Genomic DNA, 25663 nt, shown 5'->3' with positions numbered 1-25663 from the left:
TCGTAGTGTGGATCGAAGTTAAAACCACGGTTCTCCCAGTAAATTTGGATATTTCTAATCAGCATGAAACGAGAATTACTCCCGTCCAGCTATATCTTGCTGAAGGAATTATGCTAGATGTCGAGTTCGTTATTTTGACATAGCGCAGTAAGGCATAGAAGCAACCGGATCGGCGGCCATATCCAGCAGTCAGTGGCAAGCCCAAGCGCAGGGGTGCCTAAAGCTCAATGCTTCTTTCTAGCTCAATGCTCTTTTGTATGTCGTTCAGTCCTTACCTGGGCTGAACGCATAAACGCCCTCGATGCAGAGTGTAGAGCAGCATCACAGTTGACTTCGGTATGGCGATTGCTTAGCTCGCTGTGGAGTGGACTGAAATTTATTGCCGAGCTCCAACACAAATTGCAGTGCTAGCGAGACGCACGCAGAAGTAGCCAGCCACCAATACCAAGCCCCAAAACATTAGGAATCCATGCAGACGATAAGGGCGTCAAAATTCCGAGCTGACCCATTGCCCCAGTAACAAATGACGTTAAATAATAAGTAAAAATGACGATAATGCTGATCCCAAAACCCGTCGCGCGCCCCGTACGGTGAGGATTAGTGCCAAGTGCTGCTCCAACGACCCCAAAAACTAAGCAAATGAACGGAAACGCGATCTTTTGCTGAATGCGGACGCGCAGTTTGCGAACTCTGCGTTCGCTGCCGCCTTCTCGGATAGTGTTGAGGTATTCACGGGATTGGAGGATGTTCATTTCACCGTAGTCGCGACCGCGTTCGGCAAGGTCGAAGGGTTGACGCGGCAAGTTAAGCGTTTGGTGGTCGAAACGCACGACATTGCGAAGCGATGCATCGGAATTTACGGCATAAAGCGTACCGTCATAAAAATCCCACGAGTTTTTTTGCGGGTTCCAGGTTGCGGAGGTGGCATCAACGATCTGGTTGATGCCTTCGTGCGAACGGTCGATCACGACCAGATCGTGCATGAGATCGCCATCGAACTGTTCGGCATAAAATAGGCGCACGAGGACATCACGCTTGTGACCGCCGGGGTCCCGTACGTCATCGTACTCGGTGTAGAGAATGTTCTCTTGCCTGAACGGCGGCTTTTCCCGACCGAGAGCGCGTTCTAGGGCGATCGATGCCTCATAGTTGGCAGCGGGGACTACGAATTCGTTAAAGACAAAAGTCGCACCGGTGACGGCTAAACTGAAGGCGAGCGCCGGGGCAACCAGTCGGTAGATGCTAATCCCCGCGCTGCGGAGAGCGACGACTTCGCTGTCGCTCGCCATGCGGCTGTAGGTAATCAGAGCCGAAAGCAAGGTTGCCATGGGGAAGGAGTAGGCCAGGAACTGGGGCATCCGCAAGACAAAAATGCGAGCTGCCACCCACAGCGATAATCCCGATTCGGCAACCAAGCTTACGAGCTCGAAGACCGAGCCGATTGCGATGCCGACAGACGTAAAGGCCCCGACACCAAATAGAAATGGCATCACGAGTTCGCGAGCAATGTAGCGGTCCAAGACGGAGATTCGAAATCGCGAGCCTAGGCGTCTGGATTTGGTAGAAGTTGCAATAACGGTGCCCATGCAGGTATGGCGGGCGGCAACACCCGGCGGAAAACAGTCAGGAACGTGCAGTTTGGAGGGAAGGCTAGCGTTTGGGAGCGGATGCCTAGAGTTGAAATTTCTCCCCGAGGTAGTACTGCCGGACAAGTGGGTTGTCGTAAAGCTCCTGGGGAGCCCCCGATGCAAAAAGCTCGCCATCGCGCAGGATGTAGGCGCGATCCACGATTCCTAGCGTTTCGCGCACGTTGTGGTCGGTGATTAAAATCCCCAACTGGCGATCGCGGAGCTCCCGCACGATGGACTGAATCTCGTTCATGGCGATCGGATCGATCCCGGCAAAAGGCTCGTCGAGAAGCAAAAACTTCGGCCCTTCGAGCCCGACAGCGAGAGCGCGAGCCAGTTCAGTGCGCCGCCGTTCGCCTCCGGAAACGCGATCGGCAAGCGTATCGGCGACAACTTGCAGGCGAAAATCGTCTAGCAGTTGCTGCAGGCGGATCGCAGCCGTGCGATCGTTAAGTCCTCCGTGTTCGATAACAAGGCGCAGATTGTCTCGAACGCTCAGGTGGCGGAAGATGCTGGGCTGCTGGGGCAGATATCCCAGTCCGAGACGAGCCCGGCAATGGAGTGGCAAATCGGTGATGTTGGTATCGTGCAGCCACACCGAACCTTCATCGGGCTTGACAATGCCGGTAGCAAGGTAGAAGGTCGTTGTCTTACCTGCGCCATTGGGTCCGAGCAGACCGACGATCTCGCCGGGGGCAACGGTCAGGCTGGCGCGATTGACAACCACGCGTTTGTTATAGGCTTTGAGAACGTTTTTGAGGGTCAGCCCCACGCTTGGTGCCTCGCTCTATTACCTGTTAAGCGTCATACGAAATTAATGGCATTCGCGAGCCAGAAGACGGCACGCAGTTGTTACGCGCGGTGGGCTAGTTAGCGGTTGGGTCCTGAATAGACTCCAATGATGGCACAGTCGGGTTAGGAACCCGAGGCGGGCTATCATCGGAAGTCGCTGTGTTGGTATCGCCCGTATCGACTTTGCCCGCGTTGGCTCCATCGGCTGGAGCGATCGCCTGCTCTTCAGTAACGATATAGGTGGATTCGACTTGACTGAGATCCTCTGGGCTGGCAATGATGCGACCTTCGTCAATGAGGTACGTAATGACCTCAGCACGGATGCTATTGCCGTCTTGCAGGACGTAGACATTGCCGCTGAGAACGAGCCGGCGTTCGTTTTGATAAAACTGCACTTGGGCTGCAGTCGCTTCCAGCTGCCGCTCGGGGTAGCTGATTTGTACGTTCCCACGAGCAGTGATGATGCCGGTTTCGGAGTTGGCTTCCTGGATGTCGGAGCGAACGGTTATAGAACCACCGGTTTCGTCGGTTCTACTGACAGAATTCGGTGTTTGCGCGGGTAGCTGTGCGGCAGCGGCAAAAACGAATGCACCACCGAGAAGGAATTGCAGTAACCAGTAACGTCCGCGCGACAAAAGTAAGATCATGACTTGGTTTTGAGCGCTCGCCATGCCAGCAATCAGGATGAAGCCAGTGTAGCGAACTTCGGGACGGGAACCGATAACGGTTGCTGCTGTGTTGCTTGCAAGTTTTGACAGACTGCTCCGAGGATGCATCCGCGGCCGGTTCGGCAAGACCCATAGCCCGTCATCGGACTCCCCAACACCTCATCAATCGCCATTTGGTACACCCTATAGCTACCGAGAAAGTCCCGACCGGACTGGCGAAACTGGTTCGGCAACTACCGAGGTGCGCACTCTCGCAGGAGAGCCATCGCTGGCACCGTAACAAGATACTCGGGAAAGTAGTGTCGGATTGGTTGCGAGCTTTTGCATGCTAATGGAAGGCGGGTATCAAATAGGACTGAGATGCTGCAGGGATGGCTTTGTAGGCTTGGAGGTTGGTGCGCGATCGCGCCACTCGGAGTCGAGTTGAAGTCGTTCCGGAGGGACGATCGCGGTCCTTGCGTGTGGTTTAGGCGTCGTAGTAGAGGGCAAACTCGTAGGGATGCGGGCGCAAACGCATCGGGTTGACTTCATTGTCAAGCTTGTAGCCAATCCAGTTGTCGATGAAGTCCTCGGAGAATACGCCCGACGTCGTCAAAAACTCGCGATCGCTCTCCAGAGCTTCCAGAGCTTTCTCCAGGGAGCCCGGTGTCGAGGGAATCTTGCTCAACTCCTCGGGGCTGAGGTCGTAGATGTCGACATCGAGGGACGAACCAGGATCGATCTGGTTCATAATGCCGTCGAGACCCGCGCAGAGCATGGCTGCAAACGCCAGGTACGGATTGCAGGTTGCATCGGGGCAGCGAAACTCGATGCGCTTGGCCTTCGGATTCATGCCCGTGATCGGCACGCGGATCGATGCCGAGCGGTTGCCCTGAGAGTAGGCTAAGTTTACTGGTGCCTCGAAGCCGGGAACCAGACGCTTGTAGGAATTAGTTGTCGGGTTGGTGAACGCCAGCAGTGCCGGGGCGTGGCGCAAGATGCCGCCAATGTAGTGTTTCGCCAGCGTGCTGAGGTTTGCGTAGGTGCCTGCTTCGAAGAACAGCGGCTTGCCACCTTTCCAGATCGATTGGTGAGTGTGCATGCCAGAGCCGTTGTCGTTGAAGAGCGGCTTGGGCATGAAGGTGACGGTCTTGCCGTGCTTCTTCGCGACGTTGCGGATAACGTACTTATAGGTCAGCATATAGTCTGCTGCCTGCACCAAGGGCACAAAACGAAAACCCAGTTCGCCTTGACCGCCCGTGGCAACTTCGTGGTGGTGCTTTTCGATCGGAACGCCGCATTGCGCCATCGTCAGCAACATTTCGGTGCGAAGGTCCTGCATGGAATCGGCAGGACCTACGGGAAAGTAACCTTCTTTGTAGCGCGGCTTATAACCGAGGTTGCCGTCGGCTTCCTCGCGACCGGAGTTCCATCGCCCTTCAATGCTGTCGACATAATAATAGCTTTTGTTCTCGGCTTGGTCGAAGCGCACGCCGTCGAATACAAAGAATTCGGGCTCGGGACCGAAGTAAGCCTCATCGCCGATGCCCGTGCTCGCCAGATACTGCATTGCCTTTGCAGCAATCGTACGCGGGTCGCGATCGTAGGGCTGGCCGGTCCGCGGTTCTTGAATGCTGCAGATCATGCTCAGCGTAGGTTCCTTCATGAAAGGGTCGATCCACGCCGTGTTCGGATCTGGCACCATCGCCATGTCGGATTCGTTAATTGACTTCCAGCCCCGGATACTGGATCCGTCAAAGGGGACGCCGTCAACAAAAGACGCTTCATCAATCTGCGTCCGATAGAACGAGCAGTGCTGCCACATGCCGGGTAAATCGACAAATTTTAAGTCGATCATCTTGATGTCTTGGTCCTGGATCATCTGCAGGACTTCTTGAGGGGTCTGAGGCATAGTGGCTCCTTGTTGCGGGGTCTCTGGACAATACTCGACTCATCCTAGAGAGTGCCTCGGCAGTTTTTTTGTATCCGGCGCTACAGAAGTTAGGCGATGGCGATCGCAATTGCCTGCTGCAATTACTGTTCCGCAGCAGGCCGCGCGATCGGGGATAATGTGGAAAGCTGTTTGCTGCTTTAAAAGTACAGAAGAAAACACTGTTGGGAGCGAAGCCAAGATGCGGGATGCCGTAACGAACCTAATTGGAACATATGACATCGCGGGACGCTATCTCGATCGCACCGCGATCGAAAGCCTGAAAGCCTATTTCAATACAGGGATGGCACGCGTTCGAACCGCTGCCCTGATCAACAGCAATGCGGCCGCGATCGTACGGCGGGCGGGGACGCAGTTGTTCGACGAGCAGCCCGAGCTCATCCGTCCGGGGGGGAATGCTTACACGACGCGCCGTTTCTCGGCGTGCCTGCGCGACATGGATTATTACCTCCGGTATGCCAGCTACGCGTTAGTGGCAGGTGACACGAACGTCCTCGACGAACGGGTACTGCAGGGATTGCGAGAGACATACAATTCCTTGGGCGTCCCGATCTCGCCGACGGTCTACGGCATCCAGATTCTCAAAGAAATCGTGAAAGAGATGGCAGCGGACGTCGGCATTGAAGAGACGAGCTTTGTGGATCGCCCCTTCGACCATCTGACCCGCGAGCTCAGCGAAGTCGATATCTAGTCGCGATGCGTTCGCGCGACGGCTGGCGATCGTCCTGCGGGGGGTCGCCATTGTTTTTGCTGGCACATCCCCGACAATGCCCCGATGTCGAGCTGCCGATCTTGGCGCTCGTGCCGAGCAAGCAACTTGGAGAACGGGCCCAGCGGTATGCAAGTTACGAACCCGCGCACAGCTTACGCAATAGGGTTCCTGCCTGGCTTATTTGCTCGGGCGTATGGGTTGCCATTACCGAGAGTCGGATGCGGCTGGTCGGCACGGTGGGCGGCCGGATGGCCGGGGCAAAGATGCCCGCTGCTTGCAAGTCGCGCGCGAGCGCGAGGGCAGTTTCGGCACGAGCGAGGCGGATACAGCGGATCGGTGACTCTGAGGGCAGCATGTCAAGTCCATGCAGTTCGCGTGCCAAGCAGGCAGTGTTTTGCCACAGGCGATCGCGGCGCTGCGGTTCTGCCCTCAAGACGTATAGGGCAGCTAGGGCAGCTGCTGCGTCCGCTGGCGACAGTGCTGTAGTGTAAATCCAACTCGACGCGCGATTGCGAAGGAAATCGACCAGCGCGGCCGACCCCGCTACGTAACCGCCCAAGCTGCCCAGGGCTTTGCTGAGAGTACCGATTTGAATCAGCGGGCGATCGCGGCAGCCAAAATGCTCGGCACAGCCAGCGCCAGTGGTGCCGAGAATACCGGTGGCGTGGGCGTCGTCGATCGCCACCATGCAGTCCCACGCGTCGGCGAGTTCGAGAATATCAGGCAGCGGGCAAAGGTCTCCATCCATGCTGAAAACGCTATCGGTGGCGATCAGGCAGCGGCGGGCGCGATCGCGGTGTTCCTGCAAACGTGCGGTGAGGTCAGCTGGATCGCCGTGACGGTAGCTAACGAGCGTCGCACCGCTCAAGCGCGCGCCGGCTTGCAGGCTGGAGTGGTTATATTGGTCCGACAGAATCAGATCGCGCGGTCCAACTAGGGCGGCAATTGTGCCGAGGTTGGCGAGATATCCCGAGCTGAAGACGATCGCGTCGTCGGTTTGCTTGAGCTCGGCGAGCGCCCGCTCGAGTTCCCGGTGGAGCTCTCGATGACCGCTTAACAACCGCGAGCCGGTGCTGCCCGTGCCAAATTCTTGCGTTGCGGCGATCGCGGCCTGCACCAACCGCTCGTCGCCGGCCAGACCGAGGTAGTCGTTGCTGGCAAAGTTGATCTGCGTTCGTCCGTTGAGGTGCACGCGAGGACCCGGCCGCCCCTGCAGGGGCTGTACCGACCGATGCCAGTGGGCGCGGCGAATTGTCTCCAGTGCTGGGGGCAACCAATCGTAAGGATCGTTATGGCGAGCGGGCAAGCTGTCGTGCATGGGGCGAACAAACGCGGAAGTCTTTGGCAGCTTCAGCGCTCGCCGGTCGCGATCGCGCTGGTTGCACTACCAGCAGTCTTACTATCTTTACTATTTATCTAAGATGCACTTATCTCATAGTGCCGCTGTCTCTTTTCTCGGCGAGCAACCGTTTGCGATGCCAGGGGATGCTCGGTCAAAAGCGCCCCTAACGCCCGGTAAGCTGCTGCCGCGCTCCTTCCCGAATCGCGTCCAGCACTTGCGCCAGGTGCTAGCTAGCTGCGCTGCGTCGTCCAGCCACAGTCCTGCAATAATACCGCTGCGTTAAGTGCCGCTGACATGTGGCGCTAGTCGCACGCGATCGCCGGCGCGCCAGAAAAACAGTCCAGTTCGCAACCGCCGACACGACACACTACGTATTCTCGAACGCCCTGGCGGCGGTAGACTTGCAGCTTGTCGTGCAGGTAGAACGCAACGCTGCGGGTAGTAACTTCCAGGATGAGTTCGGTGCAACCTCGCCATAACCATCTCTCGAAAAAACCGAGACGCGCCGCTCTCGAATCTCAGCAGCGTGTCGGTGGTGCTGCCGGACGCGCCGCTTAAGGAGGCATTGCGGGGTGCGATCGCTGCAGGGTTGCTGGCGTGCGCATCGGCGATTGCTTCTTCTTCGAACTCGGTTTCGACAGCGGACGTCCGGGCTGTTTCCTTGACCTGATGCGTTGGTTACCCACACGATTGGTGGTGGTGATAGAGACCGCCCCGAGGACGGCACTGGTCGGCGCGCGTTTGGTGTGGTGAGCATCCTTGCGATCGCCACCGCGAGCGAACACCATGCGTGATAAAATTTCCCAAATTTGCGCGCATGCCAACGCCTCAGCAACTACTGACGGAGGGAAGTGACTTTGAAAACAGCCCTGATCTGCGGCATTTCCGGTCAGGACGGCGCGTACCTCGCCCAACACTTGCTCGCGCGCGGCTATGCTGTCTGCGGTACCTCCCGCGACGCCCAGGTTTCGAGCTTCCGCAACCTCGTGCGCCTGGGTATCAAAGAGCAAGTTAAACTCGAATCGATGTCGCTCACCGACTTCCGTAGCGTCCTGCAAGTCATTACTAAAGTTGAACCGGACGAAATCTACAATCTCGCCGGTCAAAGCTCCGTCGGTCTCTCGTTTCAGCTGCCCGTTGAAACACTCGAAAGCATTGCCATCGGCACCCTCAACCTCCTGGAAGCTATCCGCTTCACTGGTGCCAAGATTGCCTTCTACAGCGCTGGCTCCAGCGAGTGCTTTGGCGATACGGGCGACCTAGCTGCTAAGGAAACCACGCCTTTTCGGCCGCTTAGTCCCTACGCTACTGCTAAAGCGACCGCCTTCTGGACTGTCGCCAACTACCGCCAAGCCTACGGGCTCTTTGCCTGCTCCGGCATTCTTTTCAACCACGACTCGCCGTTGCGCCCAGCCCGCTTCGTGACTCAGAAGATCGTCTCTGCTGTCAGCCGCATTGCCAGCGGCAGCGTCGAACAACTCCATCTCGGCAATCTCTCAATCCAGCGCGACTGGGGGTGGGCACCGGACTATGTCGATGCCATGCACCGGATGTTGCTGCAACCAGAACCTGACGATTACGTGATTGCTACCGGCGCTTCCTACAGCCTCAAAGCTTTCGTCGAACAAGCCTTTGCGAGTATCGGTATCGACTGGCGCGATCGCGTGGTGACCGATGCTAGCCTGCTGCGTCCTACCGACATCGCCATCAGCTCTGCCGATCCCAGCAAGGCCAGCGATCGTCTCGGCTGGCAAGCGCGCTACACCATGCCCGATATCGTGCGGATGATGGTCTCCGCCTGGCAGCAAAACAGCGCGTAAATGCCCGTGCTGCCAGGAGCTTGCCCTAGCATCTAGTTCAAAAACGACGGTCTTGCTCCCGTCGCAATTCCACACATCAGATACACCCGAAGACGATCGTGGCTAGACACCCTCCAGCTTGTCTGTTCGGAGTACGCTCTGTGGAAAAACGCCATAACCCAAGCGCAGAGTATCGAACACCTGCTGCAGAATCAAAAGCTTGCACATCTGCACCTAATAATCCCACGGCTTGCATCCAGTGTTGCTGCTGCTTTCTTTCTCATAGATTTGCTTGAGGGTTGGGCGGAAACTATCCCAAAAAGTGAGCTCTTAACTGCACGAGCAAGTGGTTCTGTTTTGCCAGCTTGGCTAGAGGTTACTCCCAATCCAAACGGCCCATCTGTCCCATCCAACCACCCTCTATCAGCATTCCTTCCTCGAAGATGCTCATTATTTTTTGAGGTGCCCATGAGGCTCGAAATCTGCTAGATTTCGAGCCTGTTCCTTGTGAATTTTTTATCTTCAATACTTCTTTTCCACACCATTTGCCGCATTTTCATAAAGAGTCTCAGATTTTCAGACGGCTTTTCATGGGAAAGTAGACATAATTTCGATCCAGGAATTCAAGCAAATCAATGAGCGAATGTTGGATGCTGATAAGGCGTTTTTCATATGGCTTAACATCGGCAGCCATTTTCTTCACGTCTTCACGAAGTAGATCGAGCCAACGATCTAGATTGGGATTTCGATCTGTCAAAAAAGTAGCAAATCCTATGCAGCGAGGCAGTTCTCCAGTTCGGTCGATCATCAACTCTCCAACAGCACGTTGTTCGCCTGCAAATAGTCGGAATCCTTGTCCGAATTTATCGGTCCGAAGCCTGGTAAATATGCTGTCTTGTAAGCTGCGTAGTTTCCTTGTCTCCTCATCGCTTCTGAGATCCAGGAACTGGATTTCCTGTCGTATGAGTTCGGTCCACCCCAAAAATTGCGCGAGCAAGAACACTGTATTCTCGACTGCATATTCTTGCTCTAAATCCGAGCCATTTGAGTAGAACGTTGGGAGAAATTCGAGTTTCAAGATATTGAATATTCGACTCTGAAGATCGTAGGCTGCTTGTAGCAATGGAGCGCGAAACTTTGATAGAACCTTTTCTGACTGTTGTTTTGCAAGGCGCTCGTCTCTTTCGTTCTGGAAGTCTGCGTTTAGCTTTGCCAGTTCCTTGGCCGTCTGTGCCTCGAATCGGGCGATATCTTTCCCAACGTTGGCTCTGAAAGTTGCTAGCTTTTCGTCTGTAGCTGCTTTGAATCGTTGGTGCTCTTTGCGACTGAAGTGGTTCAATATCGCAACATAAATCGTCCCCGCAAGCGCAAAACCTCCACTGACGAATGCAGCCCAGATTTTTGGATCGCTCATTTTTCGTGAGACCTCATCTTCGCAAATAGCATCGACTATTATGTCCAACTTTTGTGGCGAGTCGTGGTATAGAGGAAAGTTGGAGAAAGGATATTCAATCAACCCTCTCCGACAGGGGGGGTGTGGTTCATTAGCTCACTTGCTAGCAGGATACCGAACTACACTCAATATCTCTGCTCTTGAAATAAACCTTCAAATGGGGGGCAGCTAAAGAGAAAGAGCGGAAGCACAGCTGTTGTTGGAACTCGACTTATAACGTAAGTCTAGATCGCTAAGCAGCACCGAACAAGCTGTCAGCCATATCAGACTAGATTCCCTGGAAAGTGGCGCGATGATTGAGGAATCCATATCCGTAGAAATACAGATTTATGAATCAGGACTTCGCGTGCTGTGTTTCCGATCTGTATGAACCGAGAGTGCTGCGAGCTGCGATTGCTCAGAGTTCCTGTCCGCAAATGTCACCTAAGTGAGGTGCGCTAATTACCTGCTTTATAAGCTGAGGTAAAGGCGATCGCCAATAGCAGCACGCTTGCGATCGTCCCTGCTCGAGCGGCCCACTCGGCAGGCATTATCGTCGAGACCCACTCGTCCCCCTCGGCAACTGCGGCAACGTCGAGGTTCGACGGACCGCGTAAATAGTGCCTCAGCGTTTGTAGGATGGGCGAGTTGCTCCCATACGCTCCGGTCGTCGGGTCGCCCCCCGCCAAACCGCGATCGCGCCAGACGATGCGATCGCGCCGCGAAAACTTCGAGGCATCTGCAATTTCCTATGAACCGGCGCAATCACCCAACCTGCAGCGGACATCTAATATAAGTATATATGTACTTATTTCTTCGAGTACTCAGCATAAAAGAGATCGTCTGAAGATGGGCCTCGAATTCCTGGCCATTGCTGCTGACTGATACGGGCGCTACTCTGCCTTGCCGAATCAGTCGGAAACGTTTCGATTCGTGTGGCGATCGCTAACGGAACAGGAGCGACTACAGGCGCTCAAAATCTGCAACAGCGATCGCGCTGGCAGCATTAGCCAAGTCCCGCGTGCGGCTATCGAGCCGATCAAAAAATTACGAGGGATTCCGCGCCAACCCATACGCCGATGCCATTCACGGGTGGGCGGTGCCGACCATCGTTTACGGGACAACCGTTTATCCAGATGGTGTTCGGGTTAAGCGCGGCGATATTGTCGACCAACCTACTTCCATGAGCTACCTGATTCATTTTGTGGCAACGGAAGTCATACCTTACATTCAGAAATTCCCAGCGTAGGCACTGGTGAACTCGAACCAGCACGCAGCATCTGCAGCTTCGCCTACAACTTGGGCTCATTTTTCTAGTGGAAGAGTGAGTTTCGTTCCATTACTGGGCTACTCGACAATCTTGGCAAGTGCAGCGATCTGGAGTACGGAAACAGGTGTTTTCGCTGCACCGGATCCAGGCTCGGCAATAGTGGAGGAGATTTTGAGGCGGCGGCGTGAGGAGGCGTCACTTTATTATTACGAAGATTGATGCGTAGGATCGGTAACTGACTTTGGCAAGAAGGTTTTCTCCTTGGGGAAACCAGCTTCAATTTGAAAATATCTGCATCAGAGTTTGTACTATCCCAGGTTGAAACTGGGAAAAACGCCATTTGTCCGCCACTAATAAGAGAGCCAAGAGCAGAGAAATCTATGGTTTCAACTACATCTTGCGATTTTGGCTCTCAAGGTTTAGGTGGCGGAGTTTAGCTTTGTTAATATCTGTCAATCAGATTAGTTTGTTGTGGTATCTCATTCACCACTGCCAGCAACGCTTTATCATTTTTCTTGATGTGGTTCTGAAGCCGTAATCATTTAACCAAAGGGGTTGCCAAAATCTTAAAGAATACAATATGATTCCTTAGAGTTTTGATTGGGCTACAAGCTTGTTTCTCGGTGATTCCAGATTGGTATTTTCGTCGAATATCAACACGTGGAGATGAACCGTGACCTAGCATCTCTCACATGGTTGACGTGAGGCTCAGTTAAGTGACTAGGAATACACCTCCGGATGTTCCTGAAGTGTGATACCCCTGATGGGTTAGGAGCATAGTTACTTTGCGGGTTCTGCATCTGTACCACCCTCAGTATCCAGGATGCCCTACACGTCGGTTCAATATGCGTTCGGAGAACTAGTTTCTGGATTAGGTGTTCGAATTGTCCTATGAGGCAATCGAGCTAGTTTTGTTTGACAACAACTACACAGTTAGAAGCAGCAACATGAAAGAAATACCCGGATGGTTGAAAGGAAGTCTACTAAACTATATTAGGCAGAAAGGGACTGACCTGGAAGAGCGTACCTCAGCATTTTCTGATTGGATTTCCAAGCGTAGGCAAAATGAGGTCTGGCCCTACAGCAGAGTACTACACAAGAATGGAGTAGTAGCGGATGTTTTCGATGAGTTTGAAAGTGGTGGTCGCAGGGCACTCAACTTTGGTTCGCAGGATTACTTAAGTTTATCGGGTCATCCGGCTGTTATTGAAGCAGCGGTAAAAGCTTGCCAGGAATTTGGGGTTCACTCCGCTGGAAGCCCTGTACTCTCTGGGCGTACTAAGTATATGCTTGAACTCGAAAAACGCCTGTCAAGCGTGCTTCGAAAAGATAGCTGCGCCATATATGCAACCGGCTGGTCAGCTGGGTTTGGAGTTGTTTCCGGTTTGGTTCGTCCAAATGATTCTGTTGTAATCGATCGTCTTGCACATAGTTGCATAGCAGAAGGCGCTAGACATTCAACCAAGAACATAAATTGGTTTCAGCATAACAATCTAGAAGAATTTCATTCCGTAGTACAACAGGCAAGAGAGAAGAACCCTAAACAAGGGCTATTCGTTCTGCTTGAATCTTTATATTCTATGGATTCTGACTCCCCGGATCTAGAATCTTTCTCTAAAGTAACCAGAGAATACGGTGGAATCATCATCCTGGATGTCGCACATGATTTTGGTTGTATGGGTAATAAGGGTTTGGGTGTTCTCGACAATACAGCAGAAAATTACTGGCCAGATATCGTGATGGGCTCTTTCTCAAAGAGTTTCGCTTCGAATGGAGGGTTTGTTGCAGCGTCATCAAAGGTTATTGAATACCTGCGCTACTATTCACCATCCTTCACATTCACAAATGCTCTCTCTCCAATACAGTGCGCGATTGTCCTGACATGCTTCGATGTTATTTTCTCCAAAGATGGCGAGGCTTTACGTTCGAAACTAAGAGAGAATATCATCAGGCTTCGAGATGGCATGACAAGTAAAGGGTTTCGACTTGGTGGGATTCCATCACCCATAGTTCCTGTATTTGTTGGAAATGAAGCAAAGGCTCGCTTGACATCCAGAGCCCTTGAGGATAGGAACTTGCTGGCTAATCTGGTTGAATTTCCAGCAGTGGCACGTGGCGAGGCTAGGTTCCGCTTCCAGGTCATGAGAGAACACTCATCTCAAGATATTGATGATGCTTGCCACATCATGGCTGAGGCTACAAGCACTTACCTTTCTGAAGCGAATAGAGAATATATCGAAGGTATAAGTAAATTGAGACAAGAATATGCTTCATAAATAGGGTTAAATTTGGGATATTTGTGACGCCAACTAAAGAATCCATGTAAGCCATGCGGGAATGTGCAGGAGCGAACCGAATGTTCAGAACATCCCGAATCAGATAATCACAGCCCAGGCTCGTCCTAGTGCGGAGTCCCTTCACCTGCAGTGCGTCGCGCCAGATGATGTGGTAGAACGCATCGAGCGGGGGGGCTTACCATCGCTTCAGTTCCGGCAGGACGTTGTCAGTGACTAGGCTAACCAACTCGTGGGCAATGTCCACCATAGAGGTCTTGCAGTTGGGTTTTAACATCGCCGGTGTGGCTCTTCGGGCATAGAGGTTGAGAATCTTCTCGTCGAGTCCGGAGAAGTGACCCTGCCCCTTGGACGCGAGCACGGGTTGGAACTCGTTGCGGCGGTTGCGGGGAATCTGCAGGTCGAGGCTGCCCCGATCGGTCTAAACGGTTTTTGTGAACATCCGTTTCGACAGATGCGGGCAGCGTCGGGCTCAGCAGCGGTCTGGTCGAGATGTTGGGTTCAACGCGCCTTGGAGGGTGCGTTCGACGAGGCGGGCAGTGAGCTGCTTGAGCAGCCCGTCATTGCCAAGGATTTCGTCGGGACCGGAAAAATCTTGAAGAAGTTCGTCGAGGAGTTGGTGGGTTTTGGTGAGTTCTTGCTTTCGGCGTGGCATGAGTGGCGGTCTCCTGATGGGGCTTTGCTTTGACCGCTTACTCAAATCACCTTAAAGTCCCTCACCAAAGTCAAAACCCATAAAGGTTTACGGCTATTCACGAGCAATTTTGACCTAAAATCCGATTGAAACTGTCCGCCTCGAGGAGTGCCCGTGAGTTATCGCATCGACCGTCGCGCCTACGCTGAAACCTACGGACCCACCACCGGCGATCGCCTGCGCTTGGCCGATACCGAGCTATTTATTGAGGTCGAGCGCGACTTTACCACCTACGGCGACGAGGTGAAGTTCGGAGGCGGTAAGGTGATTCGCGATGGCATGGGACAGTCGCCGATTTCCCGCGCGGACGGTGCCGTCGACTTGGTTATCACCAACGCCTTGATCCTCGACTGGTGGGGCATCGTCAAAGCCGACATCGGAGTCAAAGACGGCAAGATTCACAAAATCGGCAAAGCAGGCAATCCTTACATTCAAGACAACGTCGATATCATCATCGGTCCGGCAACCGAAGCGATCGCCGGCGAAGGCTCAATCCTCACGGCCGGCGGCATCGACGCCCACATCCACTTCATCTGCCCCCAGCAAATTGAAACCGCGATCGCCTCGGGCATCACCACGATGATCGGCGGCGGCACGGGTCCGGCCACGGGCACCAACGCCACCACCTGCACGCCCGGCGCGTGGAACATTTGGCGGATGTTACAAGCCGCCGACGCCTTCCCGATGAACCTGGGTTTCCTCGGCAAAGGCAACAGCAGCCAGCCCCAAGGACTTATCGAGCAAGTGCGCGCGGGTGCAATGGGCTTAAAGCTCCACGAAGACTGGGGCACGACCCCAGCGGCGATCGACACGTGCTTGAATGTCGCCGACGAATTCGACGTGCAGGTTGCTATCCACACCGACACGCTCAACGAAGCAGGCTTCGTCGAAACCACGATCGCCGCCTTCAAGAATCGCACGATTCACACCTATCACACCGAAGGTGCGGGCGGCGGCCATGCCCCCGACATCATCAAAGTATGCGGCGAAGCCAACGTTTTACCCTCCTCGACCAACCCCACGCGCCCCTACACCACCAACACCCTCGAAGAACACTTAGACATGTTGATGGTGTGCCATCACCTCGATCGCGGCATACCCGAAGACGTCGCCTTTGCCGAATCCCGCATCCGCCGCGAAACCATTGCCGCCGAAGACATCCTCCACGATCTGGGTGCGTTCAGCATGATCGCCTCCGATTCCCAGGCCATGGGCCGCGTCGGCGAAGTCGTTATCCGCACCTGGCAGACCGCCCACAAAATGAAGGTCCAGCGCGGTCAGCTTCCCGAAGACTCCGAACGCAACGACAACGCCCGCGCCAAGCGCTACGTCGCCAAATACACCATCAACCCGGCGATCGCCCACGGTATCGCCGATCGCGTCGGCTCCATCGAAGCAGGCAAGCTAGCGGACCTTTGTCTCTGGAAACCGGCCTTCTTTGGTATCAAACCGGAGCTTGTCATCAAAGGCGGTGCGATCGCCTGGGCGCAAATGGGCGACCCCAACGCCAGCATCCCGACGCCGCAGCCGGTGCACATGCGCCCGATGTTCGGCAGCTTCGGCGGCGCGATCGCGGCCACCTCGTTGACTTTCGTTTCGCAAGCGGCAATCGCGGCGGGCATTCCCGAACAAATCGAACTCCAGACGCCGGCCGTAGCTGTAGCGAACACGCGCAACATCGGCAAGGCACAGATGAAACTCAACGACTCCATGCCACACGTCGAAGTCGATCCGGAAACCTACGAAGTCCGCGCCAATGGCGAACTGCTCGCCTGCGAGCCAGCCAGCGAACTCCCAATGGCGCAGCGCTATTTCTTGTTCTAGTTTGCTGGTGCCCCATGCACCCCCTTCCGATACCAGCTTCTCGCTCGCCGCGCTAGGTCGAGACCGGTTACGTTCGATCCCGCAAGGACGCTCTGAATCGTTGAAGTTCCGCGTGCAAACCTGGAGGCGATCGCCAGATACCTCGATGACGTGTTAGTTGAATCCGGAATCTACTTGCCACCTTAGGACTTGGAGGTCACCGTTCCGTAGTTGGCTCGGGTCGATAACGTAACCCGTTCGTGACGCCGGCTCGAATTGGAAACTGAGTGCAAGCAGGGCGATCGCCGCGTGTTATTGGCTAGCTCCTGCCGATCGCAACACCGACGCGATCTCCGAGCGATCGTCGTCCAATGCCAGTCTTAATGCCGTGCGCCCCTCACTGTCGCGGAGGTTGGGGTTGGCACCAGCAGCTAACAGCAGGCGTGCGATGTCGGCATTACCGAACACGAGCGTCTTCATCAGTGGGGTCCAACCATCTTCATTATCAGCGGCATTCACATTGGCACCGGCAGCCAGCAGGACCTCGACAACTTCGACATGACCCCAATATGCGGCTTCAGAGATCGCCGTTTGCCCGGAGTGGCAGCTGGCATTTGGGTCGGCACCGGCATCCAGCAAAGCGCGGACGCATTCAATCGCGTCGCGAGCTGCTGCCAACATCAACGCCGTCCACCCGTCGTCGTGCTCGCGGGCATTCGCATCGGCACCCTCAGCAATCAACTTGTTCACAAGCTCCACGTTGCCGTCAAAGGCAGCCGAAACCAACATCTCCGCCTGGGCGGCTTCGCTGGTAGTGCCTTCCTCGCCCGGATCCGCTGCTGCGATCGCGTCGGCGATGTCTGGACCCGCATAGGCCGCGATGGAACATGGCGAGCCATCCCAGCCTTTTTGGTGCGGGTCGGCTCCGCCTTTCAAGAGCACCTTTGCTGCGTCCAAACACTCTTCCTGGACGGCGAAGAACAATGCGGTCTGACCGCGTTTGTCGCGTGCGTCGACCTCGGCACCGGCTGCCAGCAGCAGATTCAACACCTCCGGTGCATTGGCGATCGCCGCATACATCAAGGGCGTTCTGCCTTGTTTTCTGACGGGGCAGTCGCTCAGGTTAACATCAGCCCCTGCTTCTAGGAGCATGCGCACGGTCGCGACGCGGTCGCTCTCTGCTGCGAACATCAGGGCGGTTTTGTGGCGTGGATTGCGGTCGCGAGTCTGCTGCTCGCTTGCGTTTGGATCCGCCCCTGCTGCCAATGCCGCTTGCAACTCGTCGAGATTGCCTTGCTTGACTGCACCTAGCAATGCTGCCTCTGCAAGGTTTTCCACTGCAGGCAATACCGCTCCAGACTGCTTCAGCATCTGCGCGATCGCGCCATAGCCTTGTTGGATAGCAACATCCAGTGCTGTGCGTCCTCGCGCATCAGTTGCAATCACATCGGCCCCAGCGGCGAGTAACGCAACAACAATGTTGTCGTGGCCGTTCTCGGCTGCGAGCAAGAGAGCGGTTTTGCCCTCGGATTGGGAGGCGATCGCGGTCTCCATCCCGCGCGCGATCTCGGGCAGCAGCCCTTGAGATGGATCTTCAACTGCGTTGATATCGGGGTGGCAGTCAAGCAGGGCGACAACGACGGCCGTGTAGCCTTGTTCGGCTGCTTGCATGAGGGCCGTTCTGCCGCGCGCATCTCGCAAGGACAAATCGGCCCCGTTGGCTGCTAGCGCTCGCACGATCTCCGCGACGCGATCGAGCAGCTCGGCCGGCGCTTGGGTGCCCAAGCCGCGATCGTTTAAAACTGCGAGGACGTTCGGGGACTGAAGCGCGGCACCAAGCGGGCACGATCCCTGACGCTCGTTGCAATAATTCGGGTCCGCTCCGGCAGCTAACAACACGCCCGCGACATCTGCGCGACCGTGGGCGCAGGCAACGATCAGTGCCGTGTCGCCCATCAAGTCTGTAGCGTCGACCTCGCAGCCGGCGTCGAGTAGTAGTTGTACGATCGCTACATCTTGCCGGGCAGCATCGGCTAGGGACGCTTGACCCACTTTGGCGCCGCCAGCCAGGAGGACCCTTACCAGCTCGACGTCATTGCGCGCGACGGCCTTTGCCAGGGGACGGAGATCGGGGTCGTTCCAGTTAGGGTCGGCCCCCGCTGCCAGCAACACTCCAACGAGATCGCAATCGGCGCGGTCAGCAGCTAGCTGTAGGGCATCGAAGGGAAAAATCCGTTCGATCCGAATGTTGATATCCGCCTCAGCCGCGATCAGCGCCCTTGCTACGTCAGAGCGACCGCCCGCGATCGCCGCCATCAACAGCGTCGGTTCGTTCGCGTGGCGCGTTTGCCGCTCTGCTGTCAACAGCTCGCCGAAGACCTCATCCCGCCCGGAGCGGGCGGCTTCGTCCAGCACGGAAAAGACGGCCTCGGTCTCGCGCTGCATCTCGGCAGTTGGTGCCTCACCCACTGCTGCGTGCGCGACTGCTTTGACGAGATCGCCTAGCTGCTCGGCAAACAATTGCTTGCTACTGTGAGTGCTAGCGAGTTTAGCGATTGTGGCAGAAAGGTTCTCGGTGTTAGAAGTCACGGCTGTTGCTCCACTGCCCGCTATGTGTTCGGGATACGCGTCTGGATGCGCAGCGATCGCTTGAGTTTTGTCTGGTAGCTCGGCAGGATTTTAAACGAACGGCGATCGCGTTCGTTGCCCACACTTAACCTACCCATGTCCTCCCCGCCTTTCGATCTCGAGGCCGTCCCGCCTGCAAACGGCCATTACTTTGCATTACAGGGCTCGCTCGCAGACGCGCGCCTGGTCTACCTACCGGTTCCGTGGGATGTCACCACGTCTTACAATGCCGGTGCTGCCGAGGGACCGCAAGCTATCCTGACGGCCTCGCCGCAACTGGACTGGTACGATTTCGATCTGCCCAAGGCTTGGGAAGTCCCGCGGGCTACCGTCCCGATCGATGCTGAAATCTACGAACGCAACCGCCACGTCCGCGCGCTTGCTAAATCCGTCTACGAATACTTAGAACGCGGCGGCACGACAGCAGATGCTGAAGTCCAACCGGCACTGGCAGCAGTTAACCGCGCGTGTGCCGATCTGAACGTCTGGGTTTACGAGCGCTCGCGCTCGCTCCTCGACACCGGCAAGCTTGTCGGCATCATCGGCGGCGACCACAGCGTTCCGCTGGGATTGATGCGCGCGCTCGGCGAAGTCTCGGGTCACTACGGGATCCTGCAAATCGATGCCCACTGCGACCTGCGCGCGGGCTATGGCGGTTTTCTTTACTCCCATGCGGCGATCGCCTATCACGCCCTAGGGCTGCCGAGCGTGACGCACCTGACCCAAGTCGGCATCCGCGACGTTTCCCCCCGCGAAATCGAACGCGCTCGCAAGGACGAACGCGTGACGCTTTTCGACGACTGGCAGCTGCAAGCCGCAGCCTTTTCTGGGAAACCCTGGGCCGTTCAATGTGAGGCGATTGTCTCCACACTGCCCAATGACGTCTACGTCAGCTTCGATATCGACGGTTTGAGTCCGGAATTCTGCCCGCACACTGGCACGCCAGTTCCCGGCGGACTGAGCTTTAATGCCGCGATCTTCTTGCTGCAGGCGATCGTTAAATCCGGCCGGCGTATCGTCGGCTTCGATCTTTGCGAAGTCTCGCCCGGCGATGACGAGTGGGATGGCAATGTCGGCGCGCGCGTTCTCTACAAACTCTCAAATCTAGCACTCTTATCTCAACCGAAGAGGTGAGGGCTGCGGATGAGTCACGCAGAGGTTCGAGAAATTCAGCCACTTTGGATACGGGTCCATGGCAACGTCCTGCTGGAAAACCGCTTTTCAAAGGCCTCAATTCCTCGAAGTAGTGCGCCGACAGCAAGGGAGCATTGAGTTGCAGCCGCGGCGATGGGTGGTGAAAAGAAGCTTTGCTTGGTTAGAGAAACAGCTTCGGCTCAGTAAGGACTTCGTGCGGATACCAGCTGTAAGCGTAGTAGTGAATAACTTGGGGATGATGCCGTTGATGCCAACTCGACTCGTGGCTTAATCTTTCCTTTGTGGGGGCAGACAAGACAGGGAGATGCCTTTTAGAGTGCTAGGGAGAGAACATGAAAGTCAAACAAATTATGTTCTGATACGGCCAGCCGCCAAAGTAAACGCAGGCGAAAACTCTTGCTTGGACCGTTCTCCGCCTCAAGTACCTGAATAGGTTGGGCTAAAGATATCGAGGGTGTTGGTGTTCTTCGGGCATAATTATTGCAGGCAGTGCTGTTGTAACAGAGGAATTTTTGCTTCCCTGGAGCGCCCGAAATTATGCATTTGAGGCGGCACATTAGCCTTTGAGCATACTATACAAGCCGAACAATTACCTGATGGTTTCATAAAACTGCAAGTTCATTGACAGCAAGCAGTCATACATGGTAGATGAATATTCAACTCAATTTTTGAGGTATGTCAAAATATAAATTTTCATGAATTTTCAAGTCTTTTGGGCGCAGAAAGATAAACATGGATGCCAATTCGATCGTTTCTAATATCCTGAATCCCCCAGTCCTGTTCTTTTTCTTGGGGATGGCCGCGATTTTTGTCAAATCCGATCTAGAAATTCCACCACCAATTCCTAAGCTACTGTCACTCTATCTATTGCTGGCAATTGGTTTTAAAGGTGGAGTCGAGTTGGTCAAAAGTGGGATAACCCAGGAAGTGGTGTTGACCCTTCTGGCAGCCATGTTTATGGCCTGTGTTGTACCTCTTTATACCTACTTTATTCTGAAGCTCAAGCTAGATACTTATGATGCAGCAGCGATCGCCGCAACCTATGGTTCCATCAGTGCCGTAACGTTCATTACTGCCAGTGCATTTTTGACGGAGTTGGGTATTGGCTTTGATGGCTACATGGTGGCAGCACTTGCATTGATGGAGTCTCCTGCGATCATTGTGGGATTGATTCTGGTCAATCTGTTCACAACCGATGAGAAACGAGAGTTCTCCTGGGGAGAAGTGTTGCAAGAAGCCTTCCTCAACAGCTCCGTGTTTTTGTTGGTGGGCAGCCTTGCGATTGGAACGCTAACTGGAGAGCATGGCTGGGAACTATTATCGCCGTTTACCCAAGGGATGTTCTACGGTGTTTTAACTTTCTTTTTGTTAGACATGGGTCTGGTCGCCGCGAAAAGAATCAAAGACTTGCGAAAGACGGGCGCGTTTCTGGTCTTGTTCTCAATCCTGATACCCATCCTCAATGCGGCTGTGGGGCTGCTGATTGCAAGATTGATAGGCATGTCGCCAGGAAATGCTCTTTTATTTTCCGTATTGTGTGCCAGCGCTTCTTACATTGCTGTTCCTGCCGCAATGCGAATGACCGTGCCAGAGGCCAATCCGAGCCTCTACGTTTCTACCGCTCTTGCAGTTACATTTCCATTCAACATAATTGTGGGAATTCCACTGTATCTGTACGGCATCAACCTTATGTGGAGCTGATTCCATGCATTTAGTTAAAAAGATAGAAGTTATTGCCAGTTCTGTTGAGCTCAGTAAGATTTTGGACGGACTAGAAAAATCTGGCGTCCACGGCCATGTAATGATTCGAAATGTTTCTGGTAAAGGACTGCGGGGTGATGTTGAAGATCTAGACATGACGATGCTCGACAATGTCTATATCATAGCTTTCTGCGTGCCCGAACAGGTTAAATGTGTTGTTGAAAACGTACGTCCACTGCTCGATAAGTTTGGCGGAACGTGTTATATTTCCGACGCGACTGAAATTCGTTCTATTAATTGCACAGCATCCACCTAAGTCAAAATTTGAATATAGAAAATTGAGAAACAAAATCCAGTGCTTTTTCCTGAATAGAGAAGTATGTTTTCAATATTTTGACTTAAATCTTCTTGATTCCCTTAGCTTTCGATCGTCTTAAAGCCTTTGAATAGCAGCCTTGAGTGACGAAAATGCCTGTTTTATCGCCGCAACATTCTAAAGCTGCGGTCAGTTTGCGCATTTGGTGTTGCTGCAACAGCAGAAATGTACCTAGAAACCCGGGCTGTGCGAATGCGGCAGTGCAATATTGTCAGCGCTCGTTCCTGATAATGTTTCTCCAGATGTAGCTTTGCAAGTATTGTTGGGTGTAAACCAGCGGCTTGTGCAGCACCAGCCGCAGTATCCGGATCGGTCGCGAGCTCGCGAGAAGGAGGTTTCGCTTGCCCAAAAGCCACATACAACTGTTCTAAGCTGCGTTGATTCTCGGGTTCCGCTCGAGATATTGTTCGATATGGGAATTGGCGATGTTTTTAAAGAACTCGATGGCTCCGCATTCCGACTCGAACGCACCACATTACGATTAGACCTCCTGCAAACTCAAAGTGTGCTACGGCAACGAGCTATCCTGACATTACCTCTTCCCAATGACTCCAGAAATTGCCCAAGCCCAAAGCCTTTCTCTCAATTCAAGCAGCGCTTTGCAGTAAACGCCAGAGGCTCAACTGCATGGTTGACGCCGCTAACAAGAGAGTGCGAATCTCAAAAAAGTAGGGCTTCTCTATGCTTTGTCCCTCAAGCCCAGGTGCCCGATACTCGCGAATACTTGCGAGAGTATCGAACTTTCTTCCATATTGCCAGGGATTGGGGAGTTTCAAAGTCAACAATTTGTCGTGATGACTATCGGGTAGCAGAGGTTTTCATGTCGACTCATATTTATCAGGATCTTGCAGAAACGTTCATGCAATTGTAGACGTTGCGTTGGGTGATGGTGTAGCTCGAACTCCGCACTATACAACTCCGAATCGAAGACTGCTAATCTCTGCAAGACTCCAATTGCCTATTCCTACTTCCAGCATAATTGCAGGAGGTCAATAACATGCTCCCCCACCATCAATGGCAAGGGCGAGACTTCACCAGCACCAACGGGCGGCTCGCCAAAACAGACTGGACTGCATCGTTGCCCTATACGCTGACTGAAAGCGACAACTTTTCAAGCTGGTCGACCATAAAGCTCAAGAACAAGCCGACGTCCGTTACGACGCCGACTGATTCCACCGAGCCGCGATCGCTCAACTTCGTCACCACAGCCGGGTTGATGTCCACGCACACTAGCTTTACGCCAGCCGGCGTCATGTTGCCGACGCCAATCGAGTGCAGCATTGTCGAGAGCATCAAGATCATGTCCGCGCCCTCCAACAGGCGTGCGTATTCCTGCTGTGCCTTTACCAAGTCCATAAGGGTATCAGGCAGCGGACCGTCATCGCGAATCGACCCGGCCAGGCAAAACGGCACGTTGTTGCGCACGCACTCGTACATCACGCCGCGCGTCAGAACGCCTTGCTCGACCGCATTGGCAATATCGCCACAACGCCGGATTAGATTGATCGCTTGTAAATGGTGTCGGTGACCGCCGCGGGCTGGCGTGCCTCGCTGCATGTCCACGCCCAACGACGTTCCCATCAGTGCCTGTTCGATGTCATGGACGGCGATCGCGTTACCGCCGAGCAGCACGTTGACGTAGCCTTCGCGGATCAGGCGTGCCAAGTGATGGCTGCCGCCCGTATGAATCACCACCGGTCCCGCCGTTACCACGACCTTGCCGCCGCGATCGCGGATGCGGCGCATCTCCCAGGCAATTTGCTCGACCACAATTTCCACGCGTCGTTCGCTGGACACCCCCGCGCCCATGAAGGCGAATTCGTGCTCGTTATTGATTTGGCGATCGCGCGTGCTGGATTTGCGTCGCGAGCGAATGCCTTCCACACCGACCACCACTGACTCGCCGACTTCCAAGTCGCGTAGCAGCTTGCAGCGAGCGGTCCAGCCTTGCGGAGTTTGGAGCAGGGCGATCGCGCCATCCATGCGCTGGTGCGTAACCGGCACCCAGGTTCCGTCGATGCAGACTTCCGTTGGATAAATGGTTGTGACGTAAAAGTCGTTGGGGGCAACGCCAGCTTGCATCACGGGCGCGAGTTGCGCGTCGCGTGCTTCGGTCGGGAGGTTCACCGCACCCAATTCGATCAGTTGCGACACGATCGTCTCCAGGATGCTTGGCGATGGGGCAGACACGTGCACGTCCGCTGCCGAGAGGCTCTGGCGCTGGGTGCCCAGTTGGAAATTTAGGATCTGGAACGAACCGCCTTCCTCGACGATCGTGTCAAGGGCGCGGTTCATGATGCCGGCATCCAGTAAATGTCCTTCGAGGTGGACCGTGCGGCTGGCGAGCGGTTCGTTGGCGTGCAATTCGGTTCGCACCGGCTCGGTTACGCGCAAAGTCAGGCACTTTGAAGCTCCGCCGGCTTTAAGAAATTCCGTGAGAGGTGTTTCGACCACTTCGAATCCCGCTGCGGTCAAGTGCATCTTAAGGTTGTCGCTCGCGCGATTGAGGATAATGGTTTGCTCGATATTGACGGCGTTGCAGGCAAAATTTCCCGCGTCTGCTTGCTCGACAGCGATACGTTTTTCCGCAGGGACGCGCATCTCGATCAGGTGATTGGAGTAGGCGTCGAAGGCTGCCGGATAGTAAATTAGGTAGCCGCCGCTGAGCGGACAGAAACACGTATCGAGGTGATAGAAGCGCTCGTCGATCAAGCGGAGGGACAGCACTTCGATATCGAGCCACTTGGCAATGTAGGCGTGGGAGTCCAACTCCGAACGGAAACCGTAACCCGACCACAACCAGCGCCCTTCGCGATCGAGCAGCGCATCCCCCGCACCTTCAAAGGGTAAATTTTGTGGCAACTCGAAGACTTCAAATCCGTTGTCTTTGAACCACTGCCGGAAGTGCGGCTCTTCGCCCTGGCGCTCCGGATGATAGAAGCGGCTGAGCACCACGCGATCGCCCAGCACCAAACCGGCGTTGGCGGTGAAGACCATATCCGGCCAGCCCGGTTGCGGCGCAACTAGATCCACCTGCGCGCGCGCGTCGATGATGTGAAAGAGCCTATCCCACTGCTCGGCAGCGCGATCGCGTGAGGATTTGTGGATGTTGCCCGCCATCCACGGATTGATGACGTAATCGACGTCGTAGTGCTGCGGAGCGCACATCAGAAAGCGTATGGGGGAGTTGGTCATGGTAGGGGTTAAATGTGGGTAGGGCGATGCCGGTTTGGATCGTGGCGCGCGCGATCGCCGATCGGGCAGATTTGCAAAGACTCAGCTCTCTCGATCCCCCCGATTCTAATCAAGGATTCGTGTTCGGCAGATCCGAAAACATCTAGACTTCTCGATCCCCCAATCCCTGTCAATGATTCGTGAGGATTCGTGACGCAATAGTTCGGCGACCCGAACAATAGGCTTTTTCAAGTCATAGCCAAGT

The 25663-nt window shown here is 54.7% G+C and carries 20 protein-coding genes and 3 pseudogenes; 11 read left to right on the top strand and 12 right to left on the bottom strand.

Features of this window, described 5'->3' with window-relative positions; genetic code table 11:
* Positions 1–407 precede the first annotated feature (407 nt).
* The 4 genes and pseudogenes from KR51_RS03675 to glnA all read right to left on the bottom strand — a co-directional run bounded on the left by KR51_RS03675 (position 408) and on the right by glnA (position 4979).
* Positions 408–1586: an LptF/LptG family permease gene (locus KR51_RS03675; protein WP_022604948.1), complete on the bottom strand. Its 1179-nt coding sequence runs from the start codon at positions 1584–1586 to the stop codon at positions 408–410.
* Positions 1587–1671: 85 nt separating this feature from the next.
* A complete protein-coding gene (lptB, locus tag KR51_RS03670; RefSeq protein ID WP_022604946.1) occupies positions 1672–2400 on the bottom strand; it encodes an LPS export ABC transporter ATP-binding protein in 729 nt (242 codons plus the stop codon).
* A gap of 249 nt (positions 2401–2649) precedes the next feature.
* A pseudogene (locus KR51_RS18635) lies at positions 2650–3067 on the bottom strand (LptA/OstA family protein); the annotation flags it as partial.
* Between the two features lie 487 nt (positions 3068–3554).
* Positions 3555–4979 (bottom strand): type I glutamate--ammonia ligase, encoded by a 1425-nt coding sequence (glnA, locus tag KR51_RS03660; protein WP_022604944.1) that lies wholly within the window; start codon positions 4977–4979, stop codon positions 3555–3557.
* A gap of 220 nt (positions 4980–5199) precedes the next feature.
* Between glnA and apcB the strand changes: the two genes are divergently transcribed.
* The gene (gene apcB, locus KR51_RS03655) at positions 5200–5709 is read left to right on the top strand and encodes an allophycocyanin subunit beta (RefSeq protein ID WP_022604943.1); all 510 of its coding nucleotides are present in this window, start codon (positions 5200–5202) and stop codon (positions 5707–5709) included.
* A gap of 154 nt (positions 5710–5863) precedes the next feature.
* Here the strand turns inward: apcB and bioF are convergent, their stop codons facing one another.
* Complete coding sequence (bioF, locus tag KR51_RS03650) at positions 5864–7048, bottom strand: 8-amino-7-oxononanoate synthase (RefSeq protein ID WP_022604942.1); 1185 nt, start codon at positions 7046–7048, stop codon at positions 5864–5866.
* Here bioF and KR51_RS03645 point away from each other — a divergent pair.
* Together KR51_RS03645 and KR51_RS21085 are read left to right on the top strand one after the other, a co-directional pair.
* Positions 7047–7355, top strand: coding sequence for a hypothetical protein (locus KR51_RS03645; RefSeq protein WP_040655039.1), 309 nt, complete (start codon positions 7047–7049; stop codon positions 7353–7355). The two genes, bioF and KR51_RS03645, sit on opposite strands and share 2 nt — an antisense overlap.
* A 13-nt stretch (positions 7356–7368) precedes the next feature.
* A complete protein-coding gene (locus KR51_RS21085; RefSeq protein WP_040655038.1) occupies positions 7369–7551 on the top strand; it encodes a hypothetical protein in 183 nt (60 codons plus the stop codon).
* A 75-nt stretch (positions 7552–7626) separates the two neighbouring features.
* Here KR51_RS21085 and KR51_RS19195 read toward each other — a convergent pair whose 3' ends face one another.
* Positions 7627–7860, bottom strand: a complete 234-nt coding sequence (locus KR51_RS19195) for a hypothetical protein (RefSeq protein WP_156914959.1) — start codon at positions 7858–7860, stop codon at positions 7627–7629.
* A gap of 63 nt (positions 7861–7923) precedes the next feature.
* On the opposite strand from KR51_RS19195, the gene KR51_RS03635 reads away from it, so the two are divergent.
* Positions 7924–8892, top strand: coding sequence for a GDP-mannose 4,6-dehydratase (locus KR51_RS03635; RefSeq protein WP_022604941.1), 969 nt, complete (start codon positions 7924–7926; stop codon positions 8890–8892).
* A 547-nt stretch (positions 8893–9439) separates the two neighbouring features.
* Here KR51_RS03635 and KR51_RS18630 read toward each other — a convergent pair.
* Together KR51_RS18630 and KR51_RS03625 are read right to left on the bottom strand one after the other, a co-directional pair.
* Positions 9440–10285, bottom strand: a complete 846-nt coding sequence (locus KR51_RS18630; protein ID WP_022604940.1) for a hypothetical protein — start codon at positions 10283–10285, stop codon at positions 9440–9442.
* A gap of 476 nt (positions 10286–10761) precedes the next feature.
* On the bottom strand, positions 10762–10992 hold the full coding sequence (locus KR51_RS03625; protein WP_040655037.1) for a hypothetical protein: 231 nt from the start codon (positions 10990–10992) through the stop codon (positions 10762–10764).
* A gap of 332 nt (positions 10993–11324) precedes the next feature.
* Between KR51_RS03625 and KR51_RS03620 the strand changes: the two genes are divergently transcribed.
* Positions 11325–11552 carry a glycoside hydrolase family protein gene (locus KR51_RS03620; RefSeq protein WP_040655035.1) on the top strand — a complete coding sequence of 76 codons (228 nt, stop codon included), beginning with the start codon at positions 11325–11327 and terminating at the stop codon, positions 11550–11552.
* Between the two features lie 968 nt (positions 11553–12520).
* Positions 12521–13849 carry an aminotransferase class I/II-fold pyridoxal phosphate-dependent enzyme gene (locus tag KR51_RS03615; RefSeq protein WP_022604939.1) on the top strand — a complete coding sequence of 443 codons (1329 nt, stop codon included), beginning with the start codon at positions 12521–12523 and terminating at the stop codon, positions 13847–13849.
* A gap of 196 nt (positions 13850–14045) precedes the next feature.
* Here the strand turns inward: KR51_RS03615 and KR51_RS03610 are convergent.
* Positions 14046–14276, bottom strand: a pseudogene (locus tag KR51_RS03610) (transposase); the annotation flags it as partial.
* 63 nt (positions 14277–14339) lie between these two features.
* Positions 14340–14522: a hypothetical protein gene (locus KR51_RS19185; RefSeq protein WP_156914956.1), complete on the bottom strand. Its 183-nt coding sequence runs from the start codon at positions 14520–14522 to the stop codon at positions 14340–14342.
* Positions 14523–14675: 153 nt separating this feature from the next.
* Between KR51_RS19185 and ureC the strand changes: the two genes are divergently transcribed.
* Complete coding sequence (ureC, locus tag KR51_RS03600; protein WP_022604938.1) at positions 14676–16385, top strand: urease subunit alpha; 1710 nt, start codon at positions 14676–14678, stop codon at positions 16383–16385.
* A gap of 291 nt (positions 16386–16676) precedes the next feature.
* Here the strand turns inward: ureC and KR51_RS03595 are convergent, their stop codons facing one another.
* Positions 16677–18953, bottom strand: coding sequence for an ankyrin repeat domain-containing protein (locus KR51_RS03595; RefSeq protein WP_022604937.1), 2277 nt, complete (start codon positions 18951–18953; stop codon positions 16677–16679).
* A gap of 135 nt (positions 18954–19088) precedes the next feature.
* Between KR51_RS03595 and KR51_RS03590 the strand changes: the two genes are divergently transcribed.
* The 4 genes and pseudogenes from KR51_RS03590 to KR51_RS20515 form a co-directional block, all read left to right on the top strand.
* The gene (locus KR51_RS03590; RefSeq protein WP_022604936.1) at positions 19089–20126 is read left to right on the top strand and encodes an agmatinase family protein; all 1038 of its coding nucleotides are present in this window, start codon (positions 19089–19091) and stop codon (positions 20124–20126) included.
* A gap of 753 nt (positions 20127–20879) precedes the next feature.
* Positions 20880–21848: a sodium-dependent bicarbonate transport family permease gene (locus tag KR51_RS03585; protein ID WP_022604935.1), complete on the top strand. Its 969-nt coding sequence runs from the start codon at positions 20880–20882 to the stop codon at positions 21846–21848.
* Between the two features lie 4 nt (positions 21849–21852).
* A complete protein-coding gene (locus KR51_RS03580; RefSeq protein WP_022604932.1) occupies positions 21853–22164 on the top strand; it encodes a P-II family nitrogen regulator in 312 nt (103 codons plus the stop codon).
* Between the two features lie 754 nt (positions 22165–22918).
* Positions 22919–23017, top strand: a pseudogene (locus KR51_RS20515) (transposase family protein); the annotation flags it as partial.
* 290 nt (positions 23018–23307) lie between these two features.
* Here the strand turns inward: KR51_RS20515 and argZ are convergent.
* A complete protein-coding gene (gene argZ, locus KR51_RS03575; protein WP_022604928.1) occupies positions 23308–25419 on the bottom strand; it encodes a bifunctional arginine dihydrolase/ornithine cyclodeaminase in 2112 nt (703 codons plus the stop codon).
* Positions 25420–25663: the final 244 nt, after the last annotated feature.

The organism is Rubidibacter lacunae KORDI 51-2 (assembly GCF_000473895.1).
Classification (GTDB): domain Bacteria; phylum Cyanobacteriota; class Cyanobacteriia; order Cyanobacteriales; family Rubidibacteraceae; genus Rubidibacter; species Rubidibacter lacunae.
The sequence above is the reverse complement of the archived record's forward strand: the minus strand, read 5'-3'. Positions and strand labels throughout refer to the sequence as shown.